The following is a 25630-nucleotide window of genomic DNA, read 5'->3' as shown; positions in this document are numbered from 1 at the left end:
ACGATGACAGTAGCTACATATGAAGTAGAAAAACAATTTTTAACATATGTGAAAAAGATACAGAATTACGGAGAAGCATTAAGCCTAATGTTTTGGGACTTGAGAACAGGTGCGCCTAAAAAAGGTGTAGACCAGCGTTCAGAAGTAATTGGCATGCTTTCATCAGAAGTATTTGCCATGTCGACTTCAGATGAGATGGGGAACTATTTAACAGAGCTTGAAACTTTAATAAGTGAAGACAAACTTTCTGAAACGACGAAGAAAATGGTTGAAGAGTGTCGTAAAGAATATGATAGAAATAAGAAAATTCCACAAGCGGAATATGAAGCGTATGTGAAATTAGAAGCGAAAGCAGAAAGTGTGTGGGAAGAAGCTCGCGAAAAATCTGATTTCGAAATGTTCCGTCCGTATTTAGAACAAATCGTTGAATTTAAAAAGAAATTTATTACATATTGGGGTTACGAAACATATAAATATAATACATTATTAGATATGTATGAGCCGGGTATTACGGTAGAAGTGTTAGATCACGTATTTGGTCAACTTCGTGAGCGTATCGTTCCACTCGTAAAAGAAATATCAGAGTCGCAAAAGAGATTAAAGACAAGTGCTTTATCAGAACATTTTTCAAAAGAAAAACAAAAAAGCTTTACATTAGAGCTATTAAAGCAATTAAATTATGACTTTGAAGCAGGTCGTCTTGATGAAACGGTACATCCATTCGAGATTACATTAAATAGAGGGGATGTTCGTATTACGACACGCTATGACGAAAAAGATTTCCGTATGGCTGTGTTTGGAACAATTCATGAATGTGGTCATGCTGTATATGAACAAAATATTGCAGAGAAATTTGAAGGTACACCGCTATGTAGTGGCACATCTATGGGTATTCATGAGTCACAATCATTATTCTTTGAGAACTTTATCGGTCGTAATAAATCATTCTGGAAGAAAAATTATGATTTATTAAAAGAGTATAGCGATGGTCAATTCAATGATATATCAGTAGATGAGTTTTACGATGCGATAAATGAATCGAAGCCTTCATTTATTCGTATAGAAGCAGATGAGCTTACATATCCGCTTCACGTTATGGTTCGTTATGAACTTGAGAAAGAATTGTTTGATGGCACATTACAAGTGAAGGATTTACCAGCGGCTTGGAATGATAAGATGGAAGCATATTTAGGCATTCGTCCGGCTAACGATGCACAAGGCGTATTACAAGATGTTCACTGGGCTGGGGGTTCATTTGGATACTTCCCATCTTATGCGCTTGGTTATATGTATGCAGCGCAATTTAAGCAAAGGATGTTAAAAGATATTCCGAACTTTGATGCATTATTAGAAGAAGGAAACGTAACACCAATTCGTGAATGGTTAACAGAAAACATTCACCAATACGGTAAAACGAAAAAGCCACTTGAAATTTTAGAAGATGTAACAGGTGAAGGATTAAACGCAAATTACTTAGCCGATTATTTAGAAGCGAAGTATAGAGAGATTTATGAGTTATAAAAAGAGCTGCTTACTTACAGCTCTTTTTTTAAAGGGGATAGAAAAATGGAGTATACTTATACAGTAATGACGCAAGAAGAAGCAGAAGAAATTGCATACAACTGGCATTATGAAGGGAAATATTCCTTTTACGATATAGAGGCAGATGAAGAAGATTTAGCTGAATTTTTACATGATGAAAGTAGAGGGGATCATACATTTTCTGTGAGGGAAAATGGCACTCTCATTGGTTATTTTACTGTTTGTAAAATAAATGTTGGAACGGTTGATATAGGTCTTGGAATGAGACCTAATATAACTGGGAACGGATTTGGTTTACAGTTCTTAAACGCTATACTAGCTTTTAGTAAAGAAAAATATGGATGCAAGTATATAACACTATCAGTAGCTAAATTTAATAAGAGAGCAATTAAAGTGTATAAAAGGGCAGGATTTGAAGTGGTTGGAACGTTTATACAGAAAACAAATGGTAGTTATTTTGAGTTTTTGAAAATGAATTATATATGTAAAAATGCATAAAAAAACAGAAGAATCTCCTTCTGTTTTTTTATGCAGAAATGAATCATACTTTTTGTAATTGGAAGTTTTGAAATTTTGGAAGAGGATGTGTATGATTGAAGTTTAATAGTAAATAGCAAGTTTAGTAAGGAGAGACAGCATGAGTATAATTAAAACGAAAAATGAAATAGAGTTAATGCATGAATCTGGAAAATTACTTGCTTCATGTCATAGAGAAATTGCGAAAATAATGAAACCGGGTATTACGACAAAAGAAATTAATACGTTCGTTGAAGCATACTTAGAACAGTATGGTGCAACATCTGAGCAGAAAGGGTACAAAGGATATCCATATGCGATATGTGCATCTGTAAACGATGAAATGTGTCATGCGTTTCCGGCCGATGTTCCTTTAACTGAGGGTGAGATTGTAACAATTGACATGGTAGTAAACTTAAATGGTGGTCTTTCAGATTCTGCTTGGACGTATAGAGTTGGAAAAGTTTCTGATGAAGCAGAAAAGTTGTTGTTAGTAGCTGAGAATGCTTTGTATAAAGGGATTGATCAGGCGATAATCGGTAATCATGTAGGAGATATTGGCTATGCAATTGAAAGTTATGTAGCAAGTGAAGGTTTTTCTGTCGCAAGAGACTTTACGGGACATGGAATCGGTAAAGAGATTCATGAAGAGCCAGCAATTTTTCATTTTGGGAAGCAAGGACAAGGGCCTGAGTTACAAGAAGGAATGGTAATTACGATTGAGCCAATTGTCAATGTAGGTATGCGATATTCGAAAGTAGATTTAAATGGATGGACTGCGAGAACGATGGACGGGAAATTATCAGCTCAATATGAGCATACAATTGCGATTACAGAAGATGGACCAATTATTTTAACGAAGTTATAATTGGGAATGAAAGAGTTTACAAAACTCGAACGAAAATGATGATTTTATAAAATTTGTCCGTGTTTTATTAATAAAAGCTTTTCAAAGTATAAAAAGTACGTTATAATCCTTCTATAAAATAAATAGTTAGCTACACTCATATAATCGCGGGGATATGGCCTGCAAGTTTCTACCGAAGTACCGTAAATACTTTGACTATGAGTGAGGACGAATATATTTGCTTGTTTAGCATTCTTTTTTTGCGAAACTCCAAAAGCGCGTCTCTCACTTGTAACGAGTGGTGGCGGCTTTTGGAGTTTTTTTTATTGCATAAGAGGGGGAACAAACATGAAAGTATTACAAGAAAAGATTTTGAACGAAGGAAAGGTATTATCTGGTGACGTATTAAAGGTAGATGCTTTTTTAAATCATCAAATTGATCCAGTACTTATGCAAGAAGTCGGAAAAGAATTTGCTAAACGTTTTAAAGAAGAGAACATTACAAAAATCGTGACGATTGAATCTTCAGGCATTGCACCAGCGGTTATGGCTGCATTAGAACTTGGTGTAAAAGTGATTTTTGCTAGAAAGCGTAAATCGTTAACGTTACAAGATAATATGTATGTTGCAAACGTATATTCATTTACAAAACAAGAAACGAATGAAATTTCATTATCTCGAAATCATATCGATGAAAGTGATCGCGTTTTAATTATCGATGACTTTTTAGCGAACGGTCAGGCTGCTTTAGGTTTAATGAGTTTAGTTGAGCAGGCAGGAGCAAGTATTGCAGGAATTGGGATTGTTATTGAAAAGGCATTTCAAGATGGAGGAAAGAAGCTTCGTGAACAAGGAGTTCGTGTTGAATCACTAGCAGAAATTGCATCACTTGATAATAACGCAGTTACATTTGTACAGCAAGAAACTGCGGAGGTGAAATAAACGATGAAGCAACATCCATTTAAAATCGCATCACTTGGTATGCAGCATATGCTTGCAATGTATGCTGGTGCAATTATCGTTCCGCTTATTGTGGGCGGCGGACTTGGTTTAAATCAAAAAGAGTTAACGTATTTAGTCTCAATTGATTTATTAATGTGCGGCGTTGCGACAATTTTACAAGCATTATCAAATCGCTTTTTCGGTATTGGACTTCCAGTTGTACTTGGTTGTACATTTACAGCGGTTGGCCCGATGATTGCAATCGGGAAACAATACGGCGTATCCTCTATTTATGGAGCGATTATTGCTGCGGGGTTATTCGTTGTTATTTTTGCGAAATTATTTGGAAAGCTTGTAAAGCTGTTTCCCCCTGTTGTAACAGGATCTGTCGTTACCGTAATTGGAGTTACACTTGTTCCTGCCGCTATTAATGATATGGCTGGTGGAGTAGGAAGTAAAGATTTTGGTAGTCTTGAAAATTTAGCATTAGCATTTGGTGTGTTACTATTTATCATCATTATGTATCGTTTCTTTGACGGATTTATTCGTGCGATCTCTATTTTACTAGGTCTATTGTTCGGTACAATCGTTGCGGCATTTATGGGGAAAGTAAGCTTGCAAGCGGTTGGAGAAGCAGATTGGTTCCATGGTATTCAGCCATTTTACTTCGGTACACCAACGTTTGAATTAACGCCAATTATTACGATGATTTTAGTTGCTTGCGTAGGGATTGTAGAAGCGACAGGTGTTTACTTTGCATTATCTGATATTTGCAATAAAAAGATTGGTGAAAAAGAATTAACAAAAGGGTATCGAGCAGAAGGATTAGCGATGGTGTTAGGTGGTATTTTCAACGCCTTTCCGTATACAACATACTCTCAAAACGTAGGACTTGTTCAATTAACTGGAGTAAGAAATCGCGTTATTATTTATACTTGCGGTGGTATGTTAATCGTTCTTGGGTTCATTCCAAAAATCGCAGCTATTACAACAATCATTCCGAAATCAGTACTTGGCGGTGCAATGTTAGCGATGTTCGGTATGGTAATGGCATATGGTATTAAAATGTTAAGTAGCGTTGATTTTGGAAGACAAGAAAACTTATTAATCGTTGCATGTTCTGTTGGAATTGGGCTTGGGGTTACAGTTGTTCCGACACTATTCTCACAACTTCCAGAAAGCATTCGTATTTTAACAGATAACGGAATCGTACTTGGAAGTGCGTCAGCAGTCCTTTTAAATATCGTATTTAATATGGTGCCGCAGCGTAAAGTGAAAGTAAAGGAAGAGCCAGTGTCTATGCAAAGTGCAGTAAGAGAAGCGTAAAAAAAGCAAGGTCTCATTACGAGACCTTGCTTTTCTTTTTAAGTGGCATCATTTTCCCATACGTACCAAGACGCCATATATATTCAAGTGGTCCGTATTGGTAACGTGACAGCCACCAGCGGCTAATAAAGATTTGCAGCGTGTAGAAACCGATGCAAAATAGTGGTCCTACCCATAATGGAGCAAGATAATCATTTTTGAACAATATTCCGAATACAAGCAACGTAACCATTGTATGCGAGATATAATTTGTTAATGCCATTCGACCAACGTACTGGAACGGACGTAATATCTTTTGCCATTTTTCTTTTTGTAATAAACGCATGAGCGTGAAAATGTAGAATATGAATAATGTCTTTCCGCTTATCATCGTGATACCCATAAGTGAAAATGGTGTGTATGGTTGATTGTTCATAAAGAAGTAAACCATAATAAACCACATCGGTAATGTTAAAATGAACATAATGATTTGCCATTTTTTAAGTTTTGGATCTAATTCCTTAGCACGGCGGAAAATGTCTTTTTTACCGGCATATAATCCGAGTAAAAACAATCCTAGTGTTTCAGGAAGCATAATAAGACTGTTACTTATTGCTTCAGAGTAGAAAGAATAGAATCGGTCTGTGATTTGTAAGCCCCAGTTTTCTAACGGCATAATTGCTGTGGAAAGGCCTAACTCCTCTACTGGCACGATTAACATGAGGAGAGAACCTAATAATGAGAACAGTTGCATGAAACTTAATAGTACAATTGACCAAATTAAAATAGTTCGTGACTCTCTCTTATAAAATAAAAATAAGAAAAAACCAGTAATTGCATAAGTATGTAAAATGTCTCCGTCCCATAAAAGAACGTAATGCAAGAAACCAAATAATAATAAAATAAGTAAGCGACGAACAAATAAAGTTTTTGGACGATCTGTTTTTGCCTCAGCACGATTCATAAAAATATAAAAACCTAATCCGAATAAAAACGAAAAAATGGTATAAAATTTCGTTTGAATAAACATATCGTAAAATAGGCGAATGTAGCTGTCTATCCCTTCGTAAATTCCTGTAATATCACGTGAGTCAACGCCAGCAATAACAGGCCAGTTCACAAGAAAAATACCTAATACAGCTATTCCTCTAATAATATCGATGGAGTGTATCCTCTCGCCTTGTGAAATATTTTGTGTCATTATTTTCCTCCTTGTTAAGTAATTCCCTTTTATTATACAAAATGTAAACGGGAGGGTATATAGGTAATTTCCAATTTTTAAAACTGTTAAGATGTGCATTATGAGATATAATAAGAGTGCACAACAAGTTTTACCTTTTTTCAAAACAGGCAGTGAAGCTCCTTCTTATAAGGGGCTTTCTTTATGAAAAGTGTTGATAATGATTCTCTTTAATGATAAAATGTATTCAAAAGTGATAATCATTATCAAAAAAAGGTTGGTGCATGAGTATGGTATATGCATTAGTAGCAGGTACAGTTGCTGTATATGCAGTTATTGCAAAGTATGTTTTAAATGGAGTAGGAACAGCAAAATGAGTGATATGACATAAAATCCCTTTCATTTGTAAAAAGAATGAAAGGGATTTTTTATTTTTAATGAGAATATGCTGAAAATTTAGTATGATAGTAAAGTGAAACGGTAATCAATGAGGGGATGTATCTCTTGTTTGATTATGAGCTCGCAAATAGCGGGGAAAAGTATATACATCTTGGATAAAGGGGAACAAGGGGATGACAAACATAGTACAGACAAACGGTATGAAAAAACTTGTTTGTTTTTATGAAGAGTGGCAAAAACACGGCGATGCAGAGAATAGTTTAAAGTTGTTTGAAGTAATTCAAAAATATAAACGAGAGCAGCTTATGATAGCATTCTGCGGTCACTTCTCAGCAGGGAAATCAACGATGATGAATCATCTATATAAAGCGCAGTTGTTACCGACAAGTCCAATTCCGACAAGCGCTAACGTCGTTAAAATTGAAAAGGGATTTGATCGTGTTGTTGTAACGATTAAATCTGGAGAGCAGTACGAATATGACGGTGCATATTCAGCAGAAGAATTAAAACAAATTTGTAAAGATGGCGATGAGGTAATTGGTGTTCATATTTATCGGAATGATGCTCCAATTCCTGAAGGTGTTATGCTAGTTGATACACCAGGGATTGATTCAACAGATGATGCCCATCAATTAGCGACAGAATCAACGCTGCATTTAGCAGACGTAATTTTTTATATGATGGATTATAATCACGTCCAATCGGAAGTGAATTTACAATTTGTTAAAGAATTGAAACAACGTAATAAAACGGTTTATCTCGTTGTAAATCAAATAGATAAACATAAAGAAAATGAATTATCGTTTGCGGATTATAAAGATAGTGTAAAACAATCGTTCTCTAACTGGGATATTGAAGTAGATGGCGTGTATTATACTTCATTACGAATGATGAACCATCCACATAACGAAATTAGAAACCTAGAAACATTAATTACTTCTATTATGAAAGAAAAAGAGCAGTATGTAAGCGAGGGAATGGAGCGAGAAACAGAATATTTAATGGGGGAACATTTCTCGTTTATTCTTTCTGAAAATGAAAAAGCTCTTTTGAAATATGAGGAAGAGTTAGCATCACCGCTTTCTATTTCAGAAATAGTTGAAAGGAAAGAGGAGCTAACGGAAACGAAACATCGCGAGGCTAGTAGAGAGTCTCATGTGAGAAACGAATTTATAAAAGGCTTACAAGCTATATTAGATAACGCGTATTTAATGCCATTTGAAATGAGAGAATTGGCAAATGCGTACTTAGAAACGAAATTAACAAAATTTAAAGTTGGTTTACTATTTGCGAAAGGAAAGACTGAGCAAGAAAAACAGAGACGTTTAGATGCTTTTTATTCTGCTTTGCAAAAGACTGTCGAAACGCAACTTGATTTTCATGTGAAAGAATTTATTGTTGCCTTCTTAAAAGAAGAAGGTTTGTTTACAGAAGAGATTGGGAAAGACATATATGCTTTAGAAATTGCTTTTGGACCAGAAATGTTAGCTGAAGTAATTAAACAAGGTGCAGGTTTCACTGGTGATTACTTACTTCTTTATACAGCGGATGTAGCGAATGAATTAAAGAAACGTTATTTTACAAAAGCACAGCAAATTTTTGATAAAAGTGCAGTCGTTTTAAAGCAAAAGGTGAAAGAAGAAGTTGATCGTATTGAAGAAGAGATTGAAACATATACGATGTTGCAAACGGCGAAAGAAACACAATTGCAATACAGTAACAACTTGGAGGCATATGAAGGCTATTTACAAAATGTTTGGCATGAGCGTGTTGCTACACCAGAAGGGTTGCAAATAGAAGAGATATTGCAAAGTAAAAAACAAATTGTAAGTGAGAAATTCACACTACAAGAGCAGGAAGTTGTAAATGATAACGTAGCGGCTCATGAGGAAGAGATAAAAGGAACGGCAGCTTTAAATATTCAGCGTATATTAGAGAAAGTGAAGAAAGCTGAAACGATATTAGAGCCATTGCCAGCGCTGAAACATGTACAGCAAGAGGTAATAGAAAAAAGGCGCCGTGTGGAAACGAAACAATTTACAGTAGCGTTATTCGGAGCTTTTAGTGCTGGGAAATCATCATTTGCCAATGCATTGCTTGGTGATAAAGTACTTCCTGTGTCACCAAATCCGACGACGGCAACGATTAATCAAATTTTGCCAGTTACTGAGGAAAAACCACACGGAACAGTAATGGTTCAATTTAAATCAAAGCAAGCCTTATTAGAAGATATGAAAGCTGTTTATAAACTGTTTCATTATGAAATTACTACGTTAGATGAAGCGTTAGCACAGATTGATAAAGTTATGAAATACCCTTCACCAACTGGAAAGCAAAAAACAACATTTAGCTTTTTACGAGCTGTACAAAAAGGGTATGATACGGTTTCTACGCATTTAGGTGAGCAAATACAAGTTACATTAGATGAGTTTTCTGATTATGTAGCGAATGAAGAAAAATCTTGTTTTGTTGAGTACATGGAGCTTTATTATGATTGTGCATTAACAAGGCAAGGGGTAGCGCTTGTAGACACACCTGGAGCAGATTCTATTAACGCCCGCCATACAGACGTTGCGTTCCAGTATATTAAAAACGCAGATGCTATTTTGTTTGTAACGTATTATAATCACGTGTTCTCTCGTGCTGACCGTGAATTTTTAATTCAGCTTGGTCGTGTAAAGGATACTTTTGCTCTTGATAAAATGTTCTTCTTAATTAATGCGGCCGATTTAGCAGAGTCTGAAGAAGAACTTGAAATGGTAAAAGGTTATATCGCAGACCAGCTACTGCAATACGGTATTAGAAATCCACGTTTATTTGCAATTTCAAGTTTATGTGCGCTTGAAGAGAAACAAGGAAAAAATATTGAGAAAGACAAGTACGGTATTTTACAAAACTCTGGGATTGCTAAGTTCGAGGAATCATTTACATCCTTTATGATGAGAGATTTAATGCTCGTATCTGTTCATGCTTTATATGGTGCATTGCAAGGGGCAGATCAGCTGTTAGTAAATATGATAAATGGTGCAAAGCAGGGGAATGAAGAGAAAGAGAAGCAAACGAAAAAATATGAAGCAGAGCGTGATCAACTACTTCATATTATTTCATCATATAGTGTGCTTGCTGAAGAACAGGCGATGCAAAATGAAGTGAAAGAATTGCTTTATTACGTGCAACAACGTCTATTCCTACGCTATAACGATGTGTTTACTGAATTTATTAATCCAGCATCGCTTCGAACGGATGGAAATGTGAAAGTGCAGTTGCAGCAGTGTGTTATGGAATTAGTAGCATTTATTCAGCATGATTTATTACAAGAAATGCGTGCGACATCATTACGCCTTGAAAGATGGATAGATGAAGCGATGAAGCGTGCAAAGAATGAAATTGTGGTGAACTGTAAAGTAGAAAATGAATCAATTTCTATGAATGGAACAGTGGAATATGAATATAAAGATATTACACATAAAGAACCGTTCCCTTCAGTTGAAATAAAAGATTTCAAAAAAGCATTGGCACACTTTAAAAACGAGAAAAGCTTTTTTGAAAAGAATGACAAAGCCTTTATGCAAGAAGACGCTAAATCTGTATTAGAACCTCTCGTATCAAACTATGTAACTGATGAAAAAGATTTATTTGTTCATCATTATAAGCAAGAGTGGGATTTGAAATGGAACTTATTCCAAAAAGTGATGCAGCAAGATGTGATGAATTATTATGAAAGTGTATTATTTGCATTGGCTGAAACAATTGATGTATCACTATATGAACAAAGTAAGGAACAATTGCAAAAGCAATTAGTAGAGATTGAAAAAGAAATGTATGTGATGTAGTCGTTATGAGAAAAAGATTCGTTCAATTTTCTTTTGTAGTACTGTATCTAAAGATTTGACAAACCCAGCAAATTCATCGGTAGAAATCATATGAGTAAGAACGAGTCGTCTGCCGTCTGGTGTTTCACCGCATAAGACGAATGAAGAGAATTCATATGTTTTATTTTCTACTACTAATTTTGGATGGGAATACGTATCGCTCTTTTTCTTCTTTCCATCAATAGAGATGACGTTGCATTTTTTCTCATTGTTGTCCATGGTGAATCCCTCCTTTCTATTACTTATGGTAGACAAGGAGGGTTTAGAACAATAGAGAAGGGGGAATTTTTTATGACTGTTGTAATAGAACGTATTTCAAAAGAAGCTATACCGAAGTCTTTATTACTACTTGCTGATCCAAGTGAACAGCAAATTGGTGCATATGTACAAAGAGGGATAACATATGTAGCTAAGCAAGAAGATAATGTAATCGGTGTATATGTGATTTTGGAAACAAGGCCGAAGACGATGGAAATTATGAATATTGCGGTTGTAGAGCATTTGCAAGGAAAAGGAATTGGAAAGAAGCTATTAAGTCATGCTATAGCAACTGCTAAAGGATATGGTATGTCAAAACTTGAAGTTGGTACAGGCAATTCAAGTGTTTCACAACTTGCTTTCTATCAAAAATGTGGATTTCGTATTTTTTCTATTGATTTTGATTACTTTTCGAAGCATTATGAAGAAGAGATTATTGAAAATGGGATTGTATGTCGTGATATGATTCGGCTTGCAATGGAATTGAATGAGAACGTATAACTTATTTAGGGGGAAGAGAAGATGGAAGTACATAAAGCAATTACAGCACATTCTCGTAAACAAAATGAAAGTGTAAAAGCATGTTTACAATTAGATGCGCAGCGTGAAGCAGCTATTGAAGCTGCTGTATCTCTTGCGTCAAATGGGAAAGAATTTTCGGTTGATGTCATTAATGCTGTAACGAAGCAAATTAACGCTCTTGCAAAAAATGGTGTTACCTTGCAGCGTAAATATGTTACAAAAGAAATGGTTATGGAGTATGTAAGTCGTTTGAAAGAGAAAGAAGGTCGTTAAAGATGATAGTTACAGTCGAATGGTTACGTGAGCATATAGAAGATGAGAACGTCCGTATAATCGATTGTCGTTTTGATTTAGCGAATCCTAATTGGGGTAGAGAAAAGTATGAGGAAGAACATATTCCTCATGCATTATATTTTGATTTGAATTTAGATTTATCAAGTCCTGTAACAGAACATGGTGGTCGTCATCCGTTGCCAAATATTGAGGAGTTTGCGGACAAGCTTTCGCGCGCTGGTATTGATGAACACACGACAGTAGTTGCATATGACAGTCAAGCGGGTGCAAATGCTTCTCGTTTCTGGTGGTTACTAAATTATGTAGGACATGAGAAAGTATATATATTAGATGGCGGATTTCCTGCATGGAAAGAGAATGGACTACCGGTAACACCGGAAATTCCTGTTGTTATACGAAAGACATTCAAAGCAAATATACAAGATCATATGCTTGTAACGATGGAAACGGTGAGAGAGAATATTCATGCAGGTACAGATGTTGCATTAATTGATTCCAGAGAGCCAAAACGTTATGCTGGTGCAGAGGAACTTGTTGATCCAAAAGCAGGGCATATCCCAACGGCAGTAAATTATTTTTGGAAGGATGGAATGCTGCAATCAGGGCAATTTAAGAATGAAGCTGGGCAACAAGAACGATTCCAAAATCTTTCGAAAGATAAGGAAACAATTGTATATTGTGGTTCTGGTGTTACAGCATGTCCAAATATCGTTGCATTGAAATTAGCTGGATTCCAAAATGTTAAATTGTATGCAGGTAGCTGGAGTGATTGGATTTCTTATCCAGAAAATCAAATTGCAAAAGAAGAAGATTAATCACTTGCATGCAAAAATAATTTGTATTAAAATAAGGTCACAAGCAAGAGATTGCTCAAAAAACTTTGTATTTTACACATTGGAAACAATGTGATAATATTACGACAAGTAAATAATACATCCTGCGGTGTACGTAACTTATTTATGTCTAAAACCGATGTTAGTTATACGGAAGCTCAATATTTAGCGACCATCATCAAGCCTTCCTTGTGGAGGAAGATGTACGGTAACTGTGAGGGCATCCACCTGCGAGTAGCGGGTTTTTGGACATTTACGAGGAGCGGCACGTGCGGGGGTCTTATTTCAACTAACATTATATAAAATTCCTACGGTGTACGTAGCTTATGTATGTCTTAAACCAATAAGTTTAATATGGAAGTTCAATATTTAAATGTAGCTAACATGCCATCTTTTTAAGAAGGAAGTTACAAACATTTGTGAGAGCATCCACCTGTGAGAGCAGGTTTATGGACATCTAGAGAGAACGGCATATGTGGGGCTATATAAAAACCTTACGTTTTATACGTAAGGTTTTTTTGTTGTATACATATATCCATGTTATCTGGATTCACCTGTGAAGTTTCCGTAATAAATATAGCACTTTCTGTCTTTATTATATCTAGGTTAGTTTGTTATACCTTTCGAAAAAAATGTAGGCTACTGTTGACATCTATTTTAAATAAGAGTAACATTTTCTATGTAATAAAAATAAGTCTCTGTTAGGTGAGGCTCCTGTATAGAGAAATGCTACTGCCCAAAAATGTCGAGAGACGCCAATGGGTCAACAGGAATGATCGAATTAAGGTTTTTCTTAACGTAGCTGGTAATGTACCTATGCTATACAGTGCTAAAACTCGGCGAGGGAGAGGTCCGTAGATTTCTAATTGTATTAGGAATCGTTTATTTGTGTATGTCATGGCCTTTACTCTTTTCGGAGTAAAGGTCTTTTTGTTACAAAGCTATGAGTAATTTCATAGTATAAACTATAAAATGAAACGAGGAGGTGAGGAGCATGTCAAATTCTGACTCGGTTCCGTTACCCATATACTTCAAATCAAAAATATATGATGTAGGCAGGAAACGACTTGTTCCTCCCTTTATATTTATCATCATGTAGCGTTTATATGTATGTTTAAGCGCTAGACACTTTCACAGTAAAGTGGATAAATTGAGAAACAAAGCGTTTCTTCCTATGTTCTAAAGGAGGAGACGATAATATGTTATATGCAAACAAAACTGTGGGTAACACGTCATATAAATTAAGTAAAAAATCAATGAAAGAACAAACATTGCTTCAAAAAAATAAAGATTTATTAATTGAAATCGCAACGAGAGATGTAAAATCTGTATTTGCGTATTTTAAAACAACAAGAGATGGATTATCTATGAAAGAGGCACAAAAACGTATTCAAGTATACGGCCGAAATGAATTAACTTCAAAAAGAGCTCGTATTGCGGAAGTGATGATGAAGCTAGGTGGAATGATCCCAGGTTTTTCAAAACAAAATGTGAGAGATGGATTACAATGTGAGAAGATTACTGTGTCTCGAGTAGAATGTTCTAGTGTAACAGGTTTAAACGGTGAATTAAAAATGATGGATTTGCCAGTACAAGAGCTTGTTCCTGGAGATATGATTTTCCTTTCAGAAGGTGATACAGTACCAGCAGATGTACGTATCATTTATGCAAATGATCTATTAGTAAATGAATCTGTGATAACAGGAAACGATGCGAGTATTGAGAAATTTGAAAGTTGCTATCATCTTGAACGCAAACGATTTATTCCTTTGAAAAGAATGAAAGACTATAATCCACTTGAACTTGAAAATGTATGTTTCAAAGGGACGTATATTGTTAGTGGAAATGCAAAAGCTGTAGTAGTTTCAACTGGGAAAAATACGTATACAGGGATTCTTCATACTTGTTGTAGTAGAACGTCTTAATGCGTAAATGATGCTAAATATACAAAAACAATGTATAATAGACAAAGTTGAAAAACGTAGAATGGTAATCTATTTATATAACCTTACGTGATGACGTGAGGTTATTATTTTTTTGGTAGGAGAGGAATTATGAAAAAAGTATTATTAGTTGATGGTATGGCACTATTATTTCGTGCTTTTTATGCAACAAGTGTCTACGGGCAGTTTATGAAACGACAAGATGGTACCCCTACAAACGGGATTCATGGTTATATGAAACATTTATTAACGGCAATGCAAGCAATTGAACCGACACACATCGTAACATGCTGGGATATGGGAAGTACAACATTTAGAACAGAATCGTTCTCAAATTATAAAGCGAATCGTGCAGCGCCGCCTGAAGAATTAATTCCACAATTTGATCTAGTGCAAGAAATGACTGCAAAATTATCTGTTCCAGTTATCGGTATGAAAGGGTATGAAGCCGATGATTGTATCGGTACACTGGCAAAACAATATTGCAATGAAGCGGAAGTTTATATTTTAACAGGTGATACGGATTTACTTCAGCTTGTTGATAAGAACGTTACAGTTATGCTTTTGCGTAAAGGAATTGGAAATTACGAGTATTACACACCGGAGAAAATTATGGAAGAAAAAGGTGTAGAACCTTGGCAAATTGTTCATGCGAAAGCTTTTATGGGAGATACAAGTGATAATTATCCAGGTGTAAAAGGTATTGGTGAAAAAACAGCATATAAGCTTATACAAGAACATGGTACAGTAGCAACTGTACTAGAAAATGTGGCATCATTAACGAAAGCGCAACGTACGAAGATTGAAAGTGATTTAGAGAATTTAAATATTTCATTACAATTAGCACAAATTCATTGTGAAGTTCCTATTTCATGTTCACTAGAAGAAGGATTACACACAATAGATGAAGAAAAACTACGATTCGTTTGTGAAGAAATGAATTGGGGAAGACCTGAAATGTTAATCAATATGTTGTAAATAGTTTGAAAAGAAGGATGTTGCATGAGTCGAAGTTTGACTAGGTGACACCTTCTTTTTTATTTTGAAAAAAAGAATTTTAGTAGATGAAAGTATATGGAATGTAGCTTGAAATATATAAATATTTCGACAAGGTAAAATTGATATAAGATGACGTAAATGGCGATTTATGTAATGAAATGAAGCAACTACAAAACTGTTTTACGTAGATCTCTTTTTCGTGTTCACAAAGTTGTCAGAAAATAAACGGAATTTTCATGTAAAGTTCAAATGGAATTCACAACAATCAATTATTATAAGAACAACCAGATAATTCGTTATCTTTTATATAAACCATCCCCCAAGGAGGACAATAAAAAATGAGAAAAAAAGTGAGAAAATCTTTTAAACAATTATTAATTGAAAATAAACAATCACTATTAAATAATAAAGAAAATATGAAAGAAATTGAGGAACGAATTGAGAAACGACATGTCGCATATAGTGGCTCGAGCAACTAAATAAGGTAAAAAAAGATAGCCGATAAAGGCTATCTTTTTTGTTTTATATTGAAATAACTATATTTCCCTCTTTAATTTTTGTAAATATACAAGATATTTTCATAGTGTTTTTCTACCAATTTTTTTCATTTTTCGAGGTTGAAATTGGTATATACCAATTTAAGAGAATTTCTATTCATAATATTACAAAAAATGTTACAATACATTCAAAATTACGCTATAAATCATTTTAATATGAAAAATTGGAATGAAAAGAAAGGAGAGGAATATGAATAATGGTGTCGCTTTGAAATGATTATTATCATTTCATTAGGAGTTGATATAAAACGATGGATAGGTATGAAGAACTGGATTCAATTCGAGGAATTTCCTCATTGGTAGTAATGATTGGTCATCATTTAATGATTTTTTCAGTATTTCAAAATTACAGTTATGAAGATAATAAACCATTTGTTATGTATCTATTAAAAGAAACACCTGCTCGTCTAATTTTTAGTAGTGGTAACGAATCTGTTATTATCTTTTTTGTTTTGAGTGGATTTGTTTTGTATAGATCCATTCAAAACAACTACGATAGTTATGGGTCCTTCCTTTTAAAGCGTATATGCAGAATCTATATTCCATATATTGTAGCAATACTTATAGCTATTTTATGCCAAACTACAATGAGTGAATATGGAATTTCTCATTTAAGTGAATGGTTTAATCGCTCATGGACGATTGAAAGTTCTTTAAGCCTAATCGTGCAGCATATATTATTGGTTGGGAAATATAATACAGATGCATATAACGGCGTAATTTGGTCACTTGTTCATGAAATGCGAATATCAATAATTTTCCCGTTAGTTTTGATGGTTTGTTTACGAAAAACGTTGAGAGATTCGTTATTGATATTGTTTAGTTTTAGTATATGTTCTGTCGGGATTCTATTATTATTTCACTCAAGTTTAACATTAACAAGCTATGCATTAACCCTGCATTACACAGTACTGTTTTTACTAGGGGCACTAGTTGCGAAGTATAAAAATAATGTAATAGTTTTTTATAGTAATCGTACTAAAAATGAGAAAATTGCATGGTTTTTATTAGCGATTTTACTTTATATGTATGAAGGGCTTATCGGAGAAATTAAAGTGCTCAATAATTTTATATTGCGAGACTACGTAGTAGCGATAAGTGCATGTTTATTTGTCATATTAAGTTTATCAGTATCAACTTTTTCGTCGTTGCTGCGTAATAAATACTTGTTATATTTGGGGAAGATTTCTTATAGTCTTTATTTATACCATATCATATCGTTATTTTCCCTTATATACATGCTCCATGAAATATTACCGTTGCCTATCATTTTAATTTTTTCACTCGTTTTTTCATTTATACTTGCAATGCTTTCGTATATATCTGTAGAAAAATTTGCATTCAGAGTCGGAAAGTATGTAACAAAGCAAGCGAATAGAAAGAAGAAAGGGTTATCTGTAAAGAATGATGTGCAGAATATGAATCAGACAAAGGCGGTGAAATAATTGAAGCAAGAAATTAGTATGAAGGATTTTCAACAGTTATTGAAAAGAAGGATAGTAACAATTTTTTTGACGATGTGCTGTTTAACTGTTTCTCTAATTCTTATCTCTATGTACGTATTAAAGCCTTCATATCAATATTCAACACAAATTCTCGTTGGGAATCTAGATGAGTTTAATAAGGAAAATTCAACAAATAAAACACAGGAAAATAAGCAGCTCGTAACTTCGTATGTTGATATTTTAAAAAGTCCACTTATTATTTCAACCGTCAAAAAAACTTTGAAATTAGAGCAATCAAGTTATGAATTAGCTCAAAAGATTTCAGTAGTGAATATGGACAATTCACAAATTGTTACTGTTACAGTAAAAGATTCGGATTCTAAAATTGTAAAAGAAATCGTAAAGTCACTGGCAGAACAATCTCAAAAAAGTTTTCAACAGTATACGAATGTACAGGGAGTAAAAATATTAACTGACCCTGAGTTACAGGAAAATGCAGAAAAGTTGTTTCCGAAATTTCAACTTATTATCCCTATCTCTTTACTTGTTAGTTTTTTTGTTGGGGTAGGTTTAGCTATATTTCGAGATTATTTTGATGAGCGTATATACGTGGAACAAGATTTGGAGAAAATAACAACAATCCCTGTTATTTGCTACATAAATATGAAACCGAAAAGAAAAAAGAAATCTACAGAAGTTGATACGCAATCATCTATATATCGAGGTGAACATGTCGATGTTTAAGACAAAGAAACAGCTTCCATTTGATCCGCATAATGCTTTAATGAAAGAGCAGTTTTATACGCTGTATCACGAGTTGAAAAAATCGGGGAAACAAGTGTTCACAATTAGTTCAACGAAGGATAGAGGCGTTGTTGCCTCGCTTATAGTCAATATAGGGCTAGTGTTTGCAGAAATGAAAAAAAAGGTGTTACTTATCGATGTGAATTTTTCCGATCCTAAGCTACATCTACTATTACAAAGCAACCATACGAAAACAGTGAATGATATAATAAGCGATCCCTCCTGTAGTTATGAAACTTTCTCTAGTAACTTATCTAAATACTTATATTGTATTCCTGCAAAAAAAACAGTACACACTGGTACACCTTTAGTTGCTACAGATGAATTTGATTATGTAATTGCAAAATGGAAGGAAGATTTTGATTACATTTTCTTGTATTCCTCTGAAGTATTTGAGCTTCCTGCTACGCACATGATTGCAGGGAAATGCGATGGAGTGGTCTTAGCGGTTAAAAGGAGAAAAGATTCCCTACATACTGTGCAAAAAGTGATAGCAAATATAAAGAAGAAAGAATGTGAATTAATAGGTATAGTTTTATATTCTTGAATGTGGGGGTAACGATCTATGATTCGTGAAACAAATCAAGCCAAGTTGTATACGATTCCGGCCCAAGAAAAGACCAGTATTTTGAATCGAAGTATAAAGCGCTTGTTTGATATTATATTTTCACTCATATTGTTACTAGTAACGCTGCCAACTATGTTGTTTTTTTGTATTATAATTGCTTTCGAAACAGCAGGAGCTCCAATTTATTTTCAAGAACGTTTAGGGATGAATGGAAAGAAATTTAATATATTTAAATTAAGGTCGATGGTAAAAGATGCTGAAATAAATGGACCGCAATGGGCAGATGAAAATGATCCAAGAATTACTAAAGTTGGATCATTTATAAGAAAAACGAGAATTGATGAATTGCCGCAACTTTTCAATATTTTAAAAGGCGATATGTCTTTTGTTGGACCTAGGCCAGAGAGAGAGTATTTTTATAAACAATTTGATGCCTATATTCCGGAATTCAAGGAACGTTTAATTGTGAAGCCAGGGTTAACAGGATGGGCACAAATAAATGGCGGGTATGATCTTGATCCAAAAGAAAAGTTGAAATGGGACATGGAGTATATTGAAATGAAAACGATTAAGATGGACATTCATATTTTATGTAAAACTGTTTTAATCGTATTGAATGGTAATGGTGCAAGATAAATATATGTAAGTAGGTTGCTTGCAAAGGAGAACAGGTATGGGTAGATCGATTTTAAATAATATTATCCATCTATTTTATAGCACGATTTTAGCTAATCTTCTTCAGGCTGTGAGTTTAATTGCTTTAGCAAATTTTTTTAATGCACAAAATTATGGGATGTTTAGTGTTGCTATAGCAGTGACGTTTGTTATGTTATTTTTTACAGATTTAGGACTTACGAATACGTTTCTTCGAGAAGGGGCAAAAGATGGAATAGACTTAGAGATGATTTTATCGTCGTATATAAAGGTAAGGATGATTCTACTTATTTTTATTTCTATAATTGGCTATATTGCTATTCATTATATGTATGCGGATAAAAATTTGATTTATATGATGATAAACGTAATGTTTTTCATGTTAATAGGATTAACTTGGCAAAATATAGGGATTGCCTACTTTCAGCTAACGGAGCGTATGAAGTATATAGCACTTATTAAAGTTGTATCAGCGGCAGTTGTCAGTATCATTACATGTTTTTGTATTTTCGGAGAGTTACCAGTTTATATAACTGCGCGTTTATATGGATTGGGTTATATGATTGGTGGTATATGCAGTATATATGTAATGAAAAGAAAGACGAATGTGAATATGAAAGTTGTAATTCATAAAGCGTTGTTTTGGCAAGTAACACCTTTTATTATTAGTGGTTTTTTAATAATGAGTACGCCACAATTAGCACCTATCTTACTTAACTATACACTGCCATTAAGTATGTTAGGTGTTTTCGCGGTGGCGTATCGGATGCCAGCGGCTTTATATCAAGTACCGGGGGTGATTGCAGGGGCGTTTTATCCAGTGCTCTTTAAGCATTATAATCAGAATAAATTAGAAGAGCATACGAAATTAAACTTACTTCAAATAAAATTAATGGCGATCGTGGGAATATGTATGACGCTAGGTTTATATCATTTAGCACCTTACTTTATTTCTATATTTTTTCATGAGGAATGGAAAAATGCAGTAGAGCCACTCCAAATATTATCATTTCTCATTGCACTGCAAAGTTTAAATATTGCTATAGCTGATGGTTTAACAACGAGTGGACGTCAAAATAAAAGAACGGTTGTGCAATGTATAGCATTAGTGATAGGTGGGATTATGCTTTATAGCTTTAGTAGTATTGGTGGAGTGATAGGAGCGGCTTATGCTATGGTTTTATTTGAAATTGTAGCCTTAGTTGGGTATATAGCGGTAAGTGTAGTGAAGGGGAAAATTGTATTTCAAATTGTCATACCTTATACAATTTATTTTGGCGTAACTTTTATTGGGGTGCAATATATATTGCATACATATCATTTCATTGCGCTCGTTCTTAATACGTTAATCGTAGTAGTGGGTATATTCCTATATGACTATGAGCTGAAAAAACTTCTTCTCTCGTTTATAACAAAAACACGTAAAAAGGATTATATTACGAAACAGGGGATATAGCCTATGGAAAATAATATGAAAATATCGATGAAATGGATTATGCTCTTAATATTATTTGTCATGTTAAGTAAATACAATATATATATTGGATTTTCGCTGAAGATATATATGATTTTTTTAGTCATATATTTTTGTTTAACAGTTAAAAACTTTCATATTCAAAAGCTATATTTTCATGAAGTTGTATTTTTACTATTTTATTTCATTTATTGTTTCAGTGGAATTCTTTCTATATATTTACATGCTAGTATTCGTATGATTTTTGGTGTGTTACTTGTTTTAGGGTGTTATTTTATAATGAGAAATTTAGTAGGGAATGTTGAAATAGCAACACTTGAATCATCTATTGTCTATGTAGGAATTATATTTAATATTGTAAGTCTAATACTGTATATAGTCGGTTTACAGCACTTTGGATTGTACGGTGGAGAAGAAAGAGAAATTTTTGCCGGACTATTAGTTGATAGAGGATACCCAAGGTTAATTGGTTTGCTAGATGATCCTAACATTTTTATTTTTTATAATACAATATTTTTTATGTATTATATGACAAACCTACATAATATAACGAACATTTTAGGATTGATTTTATGTGTGACGACAAGTTTATTAACTTTCTCAAGGGGAGGGATATTAGCACTTGTGCTCGTCGTTTTTGTATATGTATGTACATCTAGTTTTGCAAAAAAAATAAAAATAATAATGTGTTTACTATTGTTTGGTGTAGTAATCTTCAGTTTATCGAATAGTGTAATGGGTGGCCAATTGGATGACATATTGAATAAACGAATTTCTGATTTTTCGCATGATAATGGAAGTGGAAGATTTACATTATGGGAAGCTGCTTTTAAATATTATGTATCCAATCCATATATCGGAATTGGTGCGTTTAATTTTTCGAATTATTATGAGTTTCAATTTAATGAAAAATTATATGTGCACAATACATTTTTAGAAATTTTGTCTGAATCGGGTACAATTGGTTTTCTTTTATATAGCGCTTTTTTATGCATATTAATGTTTAAATTAACGCAGTATACTCTATTTCGTGAAAAACCGTATCTTTTATTAACTATGATTGGATTTTTATTTCAGATGATGTCATTGTCACTCATTATTAACGAAGCGTTCTTTTTATTTTTAGCAATAGTTGTGAAGTACATTTCAATATATGAAGGAAGGGGAAAGGTAGATGGTAAAATGTCTATCAGCACATAATAAGGCGCCTCATGTTTCTGTAATAACACCTTCTTATAATAGTATACGATTTATAGGTGAGACGATTTTATCAGTACAAAATCAATCATATGAAAATTGGGAAATGATTATCGTTGATGACGCTTCAACTGACCAATCTGCTACAAAAATTAAAGAGATAATAGAAGGGGACTCGCGTATTAGGCTAATATCATTAAAAGAAAATGTTGGTGCTGCGAAATCTCGGAATTTAGCGATTGAAGAGGCGAGAGGAAGATATATTGCTTTTTTAGATAGCGATGATATATGGTTGCCAAATAAATTGAAGACACAATTGTTATTTATGGAAGAAATGAATGCGGCCTTTTCGTATGCATCGTATAGTTTAATCGATGAAAACGGTAATGAACTAAATCGAGAAGTGAATGTACCAAAATCTGTTGACTATTATCATTTGGCAGGAAATACAATTATCGGTTGTTTAACAGTAATGATTGATCGTGAAAAAATTTCCCATATTGAAATGCCTAATGTGCAGCCGGAAGATACAGCGCTATGGCTAAACTTATTACATGAAGGGCATGAAGCGAAAGGAATACAGCAAGTGTTAGCGAAGTATAGAATTGTAGAAAATTCTGTTTCGAGAAATAAAGTGAGAGCGGCTTTTCGGTATTGGAAATTATTAAAGGAACAAAAACGATTAAATGCGGTGCAAATTTTTTACTATTTTAGTAAGTATGCTTTTCATGCCTATAGAAAAAATAAAATCAATGTAGTTGGGAAGACGCAATTATGAATATATTGTTGATGACAGACAAATTGATAACTGGAGGAGCTGAAAGTTATTTCTGTAAATTGGAAAGCAATTTGCGTGATGAGAACTTTACATTTTATACAGCTGCAGGTGATGGAGAACTATATGAATCTCTTACTAGAAAAGAAAATTTCATGTTGCTTAGTCGATGGAATCATTTGAGAAATATTTATTACTTGGGAAGAGAAATATGTGATCGAAAGATAGAAATTATTCATGCAAATAGTTTACGAATGGTTTTATATTCAATTCTACTTCAAAAGTTTATGAAAAAAAAGATAAAGGTTTTGTATACGAAACATAATGTAACGATATTAGAAAAGAAAATGCCAATTCTTTTTCGTTATTTCATGAATAAATATGTGAACAATATTATTACAGTAAGTGAGTTTGAAAAAAATAATTTAATTTCAATGCATGTAGCTGCAGAAAAAATAAAGACGATTTATAACGGTGTGGATATTGAAAAGTTTTTATTTCGGCAGAAAAAGGCAGAATCTACTTATCATGTAGGGATATTAGCTAGATTATCCAAAGAAAAAAACCATCAACTATTTGTAAAAATTGCAAATGTGTTGAAAAAGAGAGATGATTTTAAGTTTTATATTGCTGGTGATGGACCAGAGAAAGAGTCTATTATGAAAGAAATAGAAAAGTATGGATTGCAGCAAAATGTAAAGATGTTAGGGAATATTTCGGAACCACATAGATTTATAGGAAATATGGATGCCCTACTTTTATTATCTTTTCGTGAAGTGTTTCCGATGGTGGTAATTGAAGCGATGGCCACAGGAACACCAATTATTTCAATAGATGTCGGCGGAATAAATGAAGCGGTAATAGATGGAGAATCAGGTGTTTTGATATCTGAATATTGCGAATTTATGTTCGTAAGTGCGCTTGAGGACTTAAAAGAGAATGAAGAAAAGGTGAATGGTATTAGACTGAAAGCACGAGAGAAAGCAGAGAGATATTTCTCGTTAACGAAAATGATAGAAGAAACGAAAGATTTATATGAATTAAACAAATGACTGTAGAAGTCGTTTGTTTTTTTATTATAGAAACTTTTAAGATAAAACTCACATATTATATGAAAAAGGTAATATGAGGAGTGAATTTATTTTGTCAGAATATATTTCTTCCCAAGAAGATTGTGCACCAGAAAATAGCGTTCATATTGATTGTTTTGGAGCAGTTCCAAACTCGGGAAATGATAGTTCATTAGCAATTCAGCAAGCTATAAATTATTGTGTAGTGAATCGAATTTCGACGGTTAGAATTACAGGGGTAAATACGTACAAAATTGTAAAGCCGATTGTTATTAAATCAAACGTAAGATTAGAGCTGGATCCTACTGTTACGTTGCAAATTGATGGAGATTTTAATGCGTTTGAACTGCAACAAAATGCGTCTATAACAGGTGGTACAGTTCAAGTTATAAATCCACTGTTTCAATCTGCAGTTATGTATGTTTCTGGTTCACAACAAATAGAAGTTCCTAATTACTCTCTTATATCAAATATAAATATATTAAATGCAACGTCGTCATATAAAGGAAAGGCTATACACTTTTATTGTCAAAAAGCATGGGACTATATTAGTTTTTTTCAAGTTAACTTTATTCAAATTAAAAACTTTCAAACTGCAATACATTTAAAGACAGAATTTATAGATGATATAAATACACCTTGCTGGATTAACGCAAATGTATTTCAATCTATATTTATTGATGGATGTCAGTATGGGATTGAAGTAGATGGAAATAGTGATTTGCCAAATGAAAGTTCAGGCAATACATTTCATGATATTCAAGTACAATGTAGACAGCAAACGAAAAAAGTAATTCGTTGTACGGGTGCCTATAATACATTTGATTGTATGATTTGGGATACGTACCGGATGAGTAGCGAACCGATTGTCATTGAATTTTCTTCTAATTCGCATCGTAACTATCTTTTTTCGAATTTACTTTCCACAACGATTGTCGATAAAGGACAATACAATGTTTGTAAGTCTACCTATGAAGAATCTCTTCGGGTTCAGTTGCCAATTACGTTAAATAAACCACATTTAATAGGGAACCAAGATGATATATTAGTAAATGCTCAGCAGAAGTATACTGTTAAGCAAGCAAGTGGGAAATTACCTTACGGTGGGAATCTTGCAAATTGTTTTAATTTAATAGATGAACAAAGTGTAAACTATATCGATGTTCCAGATAGTAATCCAGTTGTGATTGAACTAGATTTTACGAAAAATCCAATCCAAATGCTGAATTGTTTTGGCATGTATTTTGGGTGGGGAGAGAGCCCGAAGAAAATTAAAATTGAGTATGCATTAAGTGCAACTGGAAATTGGGTTGTTGCATCGGATGTTCCATTAAATGTAGGCGATACAATTATATCGAATATGAAGGCGAGTCAACTATATAAAGTAAGAATTACACTCAGTGGTTACGTTCAAGACCATAAACGTTTTCGAATTAATCGTATGTTTGCGAGGTCTTCTATGGAGAATGGAAATGCTTGGTTAGCGACAACAGGCGGAAGAATGTTTGGAGATATTGAAATAGAAGCAAGTAAAGGTATCGTCATGAAGACTGCTAGTGGAGCGAAATGGAAAGTAACGATTAATGAGGCTGGCCAACTTATTACGACTAAATTAACTTGAGATGATGCTCGGT

General features: G+C 33.8%; 23 protein-coding genes, 2 other RNA genes and 2 riboswitches. Of the genes, 23 read left to right on the top strand and 2 right to left on the bottom strand.

What is annotated here, in order from left to right; genetic code table 11:
• Positions 1-3: 3 nt before the first annotated feature.
• The 5 genes from ypwA (at position 4) to pbuX (ending at position 5173) form a co-directional block, all read left to right on the top strand.
• Entirely contained in the window at positions 4-1521 is a 1518-nt protein-coding gene (gene ypwA, locus AC0NJG_RS08075) for a carboxypeptidase (protein ID WP_087994409.1), read from the top strand.
• A gap of 45 nt (positions 1522-1566) precedes the next feature.
• Positions 1567-2040: a GNAT family N-acetyltransferase gene (locus AC0NJG_RS08070; protein ID WP_088328153.1), complete on the top strand. Its 474-nt coding sequence runs from the start codon at positions 1567-1569 to the stop codon at positions 2038-2040.
• 139 nt (positions 2041-2179) lie between these two features.
• Positions 2180-2926, top strand: coding sequence for a type I methionyl aminopeptidase (locus tag AC0NJG_RS08065; protein WP_088328154.1), 747 nt, complete (start codon positions 2180-2182; stop codon positions 2924-2926).
• A 116-nt stretch (positions 2927-3042) separates the two neighbouring features.
• Positions 3043-3144: riboswitch (purine riboswitch) on the top strand.
• A 109-nt stretch (positions 3145-3253) separates the two neighbouring features.
• The gene (locus AC0NJG_RS08060) at positions 3254-3847 is read left to right on the top strand and encodes a xanthine phosphoribosyltransferase (RefSeq protein ID WP_087951883.1); all 594 of its coding nucleotides are present in this window, start codon (positions 3254-3256) and stop codon (positions 3845-3847) included.
• A 3-nt stretch (positions 3848-3850) separates the two neighbouring features.
• Positions 3851-5173 (top strand): xanthine permease PbuX, encoded by a 1323-nt coding sequence (pbuX, locus tag AC0NJG_RS08055; RefSeq protein ID WP_087994407.1) that lies wholly within the window; start codon positions 3851-3853, stop codon positions 5171-5173.
• Positions 5174-5189: 16 nt separating this feature from the next.
• On the opposite strand, the gene AC0NJG_RS08050 is transcribed toward pbuX, so the two are convergent.
• A complete protein-coding gene (locus AC0NJG_RS08050) occupies positions 5190-6353 on the bottom strand; it encodes a DUF418 domain-containing protein (RefSeq protein WP_474062974.1) in 1164 nt (387 codons plus the stop codon).
• 551 nt (positions 6354-6904) lie between these two features.
• Between AC0NJG_RS08050 and AC0NJG_RS08045 the strand changes: the two genes are divergently transcribed.
• Entirely contained in the window at positions 6905-10564 is a 3660-nt protein-coding gene (locus AC0NJG_RS08045) for a dynamin family protein (RefSeq protein WP_087994404.1), read from the top strand.
• A 3-nt stretch (positions 10565-10567) separates the two neighbouring features.
• On the opposite strand, the gene AC0NJG_RS08040 is transcribed toward AC0NJG_RS08045, so the two are convergent.
• Positions 10568-10822 carry a DUF3931 domain-containing protein gene (locus AC0NJG_RS08040; protein ID WP_000369737.1) on the bottom strand — a complete coding sequence of 85 codons (255 nt, stop codon included), beginning with the start codon at positions 10820-10822 and terminating at the stop codon, positions 10568-10570.
• Positions 10823-10894: 72 nt separating this feature from the next.
• Between AC0NJG_RS08040 and AC0NJG_RS08035 the strand changes: the two genes are divergently transcribed.
• From AC0NJG_RS08035 to AC0NJG_RS07955, 17 genes are all read left to right on the top strand, one after another.
• Positions 10895-11362, top strand: a complete 468-nt coding sequence (locus AC0NJG_RS08035) for a GNAT family N-acetyltransferase (RefSeq protein WP_087951887.1) — start codon at positions 10895-10897, stop codon at positions 11360-11362.
• A 21-nt stretch (positions 11363-11383) separates the two neighbouring features.
• Entirely contained in the window at positions 11384-11656 is a 273-nt protein-coding gene (locus tag AC0NJG_RS08030; RefSeq protein ID WP_087951888.1) for a YpbS family protein, read from the top strand.
• A 2-nt stretch (positions 11657-11658) separates the two neighbouring features.
• Positions 11659-12492: a sulfurtransferase gene (locus AC0NJG_RS08025; RefSeq protein WP_088328156.1), complete on the top strand. Its 834-nt coding sequence runs from the start codon at positions 11659-11661 to the stop codon at positions 12490-12492.
• A gap of 116 nt (positions 12493-12608) precedes the next feature.
• Positions 12609-12791, top strand: a non-coding RNA gene (gene ssrS, locus AC0NJG_RS08020) — 6S RNA.
• A 21-nt stretch (positions 12792-12812) separates the two neighbouring features.
• Positions 12813-12996, top strand: a non-coding RNA gene (gene ssrS / locus AC0NJG_RS08015) — 6S RNA.
• 204 nt (positions 12997-13200) lie between these two features.
• Positions 13201-13366: riboswitch (M-box (ykoK) riboswitch) on the top strand.
• Between the two features lie 343 nt (positions 13367-13709).
• The gene (locus AC0NJG_RS08010) at positions 13710-14435 is read left to right on the top strand and encodes a P-type ATPase actuator domain-containing protein (protein WP_087994401.1); all 726 of its coding nucleotides are present in this window, start codon (positions 13710-13712) and stop codon (positions 14433-14435) included.
• Positions 14436-14564: 129 nt separating this feature from the next.
• Entirely contained in the window at positions 14565-15431 is an 867-nt protein-coding gene (locus AC0NJG_RS08005; RefSeq protein ID WP_000757054.1) for a 5'-3' exonuclease, read from the top strand.
• 359 nt (positions 15432-15790) lie between these two features.
• Complete coding sequence (locus AC0NJG_RS08000) at positions 15791-15931, top strand: FbpB family small basic protein (protein WP_048527108.1); 141 nt, start codon at positions 15791-15793, stop codon at positions 15929-15931.
• Between the two features lie 329 nt (positions 15932-16260).
• Positions 16261-17454 carry an acyltransferase family protein gene (locus tag AC0NJG_RS07995; RefSeq protein WP_087951891.1) on the top strand — a complete coding sequence of 398 codons (1194 nt, stop codon included), beginning with the start codon at positions 16261-16263 and terminating at the stop codon, positions 17452-17454.
• Positions 17455-18198, top strand: a complete 744-nt coding sequence (locus tag AC0NJG_RS07990; RefSeq protein WP_087951892.1) for a YveK family protein — start codon at positions 17455-17457, stop codon at positions 18196-18198. It abuts the gene before it with no gap.
• Positions 18185-18805, top strand: a complete 621-nt coding sequence (locus tag AC0NJG_RS07985; RefSeq protein ID WP_140421320.1) for a CpsD/CapB family tyrosine-protein kinase — start codon at positions 18185-18187, stop codon at positions 18803-18805. The genes AC0NJG_RS07990 and AC0NJG_RS07985 overlap by 14 nt, the downstream gene beginning before the upstream one ends.
• Before the next feature lie 18 nt (positions 18806-18823).
• A complete protein-coding gene (locus tag AC0NJG_RS07980) occupies positions 18824-19462 on the top strand; it encodes a sugar transferase (protein ID WP_088328157.1) in 639 nt (212 codons plus the stop codon).
• Positions 19463-19499: 37 nt separating this feature from the next.
• Entirely contained in the window at positions 19500-20936 is a 1437-nt protein-coding gene (locus AC0NJG_RS07975) for an oligosaccharide flippase family protein (protein ID WP_140421321.1), read from the top strand.
• 3 nt (positions 20937-20939) lie between these two features.
• The gene (locus tag AC0NJG_RS07970; RefSeq protein WP_087994398.1) at positions 20940-22154 is read left to right on the top strand and encodes an O-antigen ligase family protein; all 1215 of its coding nucleotides are present in this window, start codon (positions 20940-20942) and stop codon (positions 22152-22154) included.
• The gene (locus tag AC0NJG_RS07965; protein WP_088328159.1) at positions 22129-22929 is read left to right on the top strand and encodes a glycosyltransferase family 2 protein; all 801 of its coding nucleotides are present in this window, start codon (positions 22129-22131) and stop codon (positions 22927-22929) included. The genes AC0NJG_RS07970 and AC0NJG_RS07965 overlap by 26 nt, the downstream gene beginning before the upstream one ends.
• Entirely contained in the window at positions 22926-23978 is a 1053-nt protein-coding gene (locus tag AC0NJG_RS07960) for a glycosyltransferase family 4 protein (protein ID WP_474062973.1), read from the top strand. Before AC0NJG_RS07965 ends, AC0NJG_RS07960 begins: the two co-directional genes overlap by 4 nt.
• Positions 23979-24069: 91 nt before the next feature.
• A complete protein-coding gene (locus tag AC0NJG_RS07955) occupies positions 24070-25617 on the top strand; it encodes a hypothetical protein (RefSeq protein WP_474062972.1) in 1548 nt (515 codons plus the stop codon).
• Positions 25618-25630: the final 13 nt, after the last annotated feature.

The organism is Bacillus sp. SSR7 (assembly GCF_055902415.1).
The sequence above is the reverse complement of the archived record's forward strand: the minus strand, read 5'-3'. Positions and strand labels throughout refer to the sequence as shown.

Coding starts and splice junctions, on each gene's coding strand:
- AC0NJG_RS07975 (WP_140421321.1), top strand. CDS start 19,500: ATGGGTAGATCGATTTTAAATAATATTATCCATCTATTTTATAGCACG.
- AC0NJG_RS08000 (WP_048527108.1), top strand. CDS start 15,791: ATGAGAAAAAAAGTGAGAAAATCTTTTAAACAATTATTAATTGAAAAT.
- AC0NJG_RS07980 (WP_088328157.1), top strand. CDS start 18,824: ATGATTCGTGAAACAAATCAAGCCAAGTTGTATACGATTCCGGCCCAA.
- ypwA (WP_087994409.1), top strand. CDS start 4: ATGACAGTAGCTACATATGAAGTAGAAAAACAATTTTTAACATATGTG.
- AC0NJG_RS08065 (WP_088328154.1), top strand. CDS start 2,180: ATGAGTATAATTAAAACGAAAAATGAAATAGAGTTAATGCATGAATCT.
- AC0NJG_RS07985 (WP_140421320.1), top strand. CDS start 18,185: ATGTCGATGTTTAAGACAAAGAAACAGCTTCCATTTGATCCGCATAAT.
- AC0NJG_RS08005 (WP_000757054.1), top strand. CDS start 14,565: ATGAAAAAAGTATTATTAGTTGATGGTATGGCACTATTATTTCGTGCT.
- AC0NJG_RS08035 (WP_087951887.1), top strand. CDS start 10,895: ATGACTGTTGTAATAGAACGTATTTCAAAAGAAGCTATACCGAAGTCT.
- AC0NJG_RS08050 (WP_474062974.1), bottom strand. CDS start 6,353: ATGACACAAAATATTTCACAAGGCGAGAGGATACACTCCATCGATATT.
- AC0NJG_RS08045 (WP_087994404.1), top strand. CDS start 6,905: ATGACAAACATAGTACAGACAAACGGTATGAAAAAACTTGTTTGTTTT.
- pbuX (WP_087994407.1), top strand. CDS start 3,851: ATGAAGCAACATCCATTTAAAATCGCATCACTTGGTATGCAGCATATG.
- AC0NJG_RS08070 (WP_088328153.1), top strand. CDS start 1,567: ATGGAGTATACTTATACAGTAATGACGCAAGAAGAAGCAGAAGAAATT.
- AC0NJG_RS07970 (WP_087994398.1), top strand. CDS start 20,940: ATGGAAAATAATATGAAAATATCGATGAAATGGATTATGCTCTTAATA.
- AC0NJG_RS07960 (WP_474062973.1), top strand. CDS start 22,926: ATGAATATATTGTTGATGACAGACAAATTGATAACTGGAGGAGCTGAA.
- AC0NJG_RS08030 (WP_087951888.1), top strand. CDS start 11,384: ATGGAAGTACATAAAGCAATTACAGCACATTCTCGTAAACAAAATGAA.
- AC0NJG_RS08010 (WP_087994401.1), top strand. CDS start 13,710: ATGTTATATGCAAACAAAACTGTGGGTAACACGTCATATAAATTAAGT.
- AC0NJG_RS08060 (WP_087951883.1), top strand. CDS start 3,254: ATGAAAGTATTACAAGAAAAGATTTTGAACGAAGGAAAGGTATTATCT.
- AC0NJG_RS07965 (WP_088328159.1), top strand. CDS start 22,129: ATGGTAAAATGTCTATCAGCACATAATAAGGCGCCTCATGTTTCTGTA.
- AC0NJG_RS08040 (WP_000369737.1), bottom strand. CDS start 10,822: ATGGACAACAATGAGAAAAAATGCAACGTCATCTCTATTGATGGAAAG.
- AC0NJG_RS08025 (WP_088328156.1), top strand. CDS start 11,659: ATGATAGTTACAGTCGAATGGTTACGTGAGCATATAGAAGATGAGAAC.
- AC0NJG_RS07995 (WP_087951891.1), top strand. CDS start 16,261: ATGGATAGGTATGAAGAACTGGATTCAATTCGAGGAATTTCCTCATTG.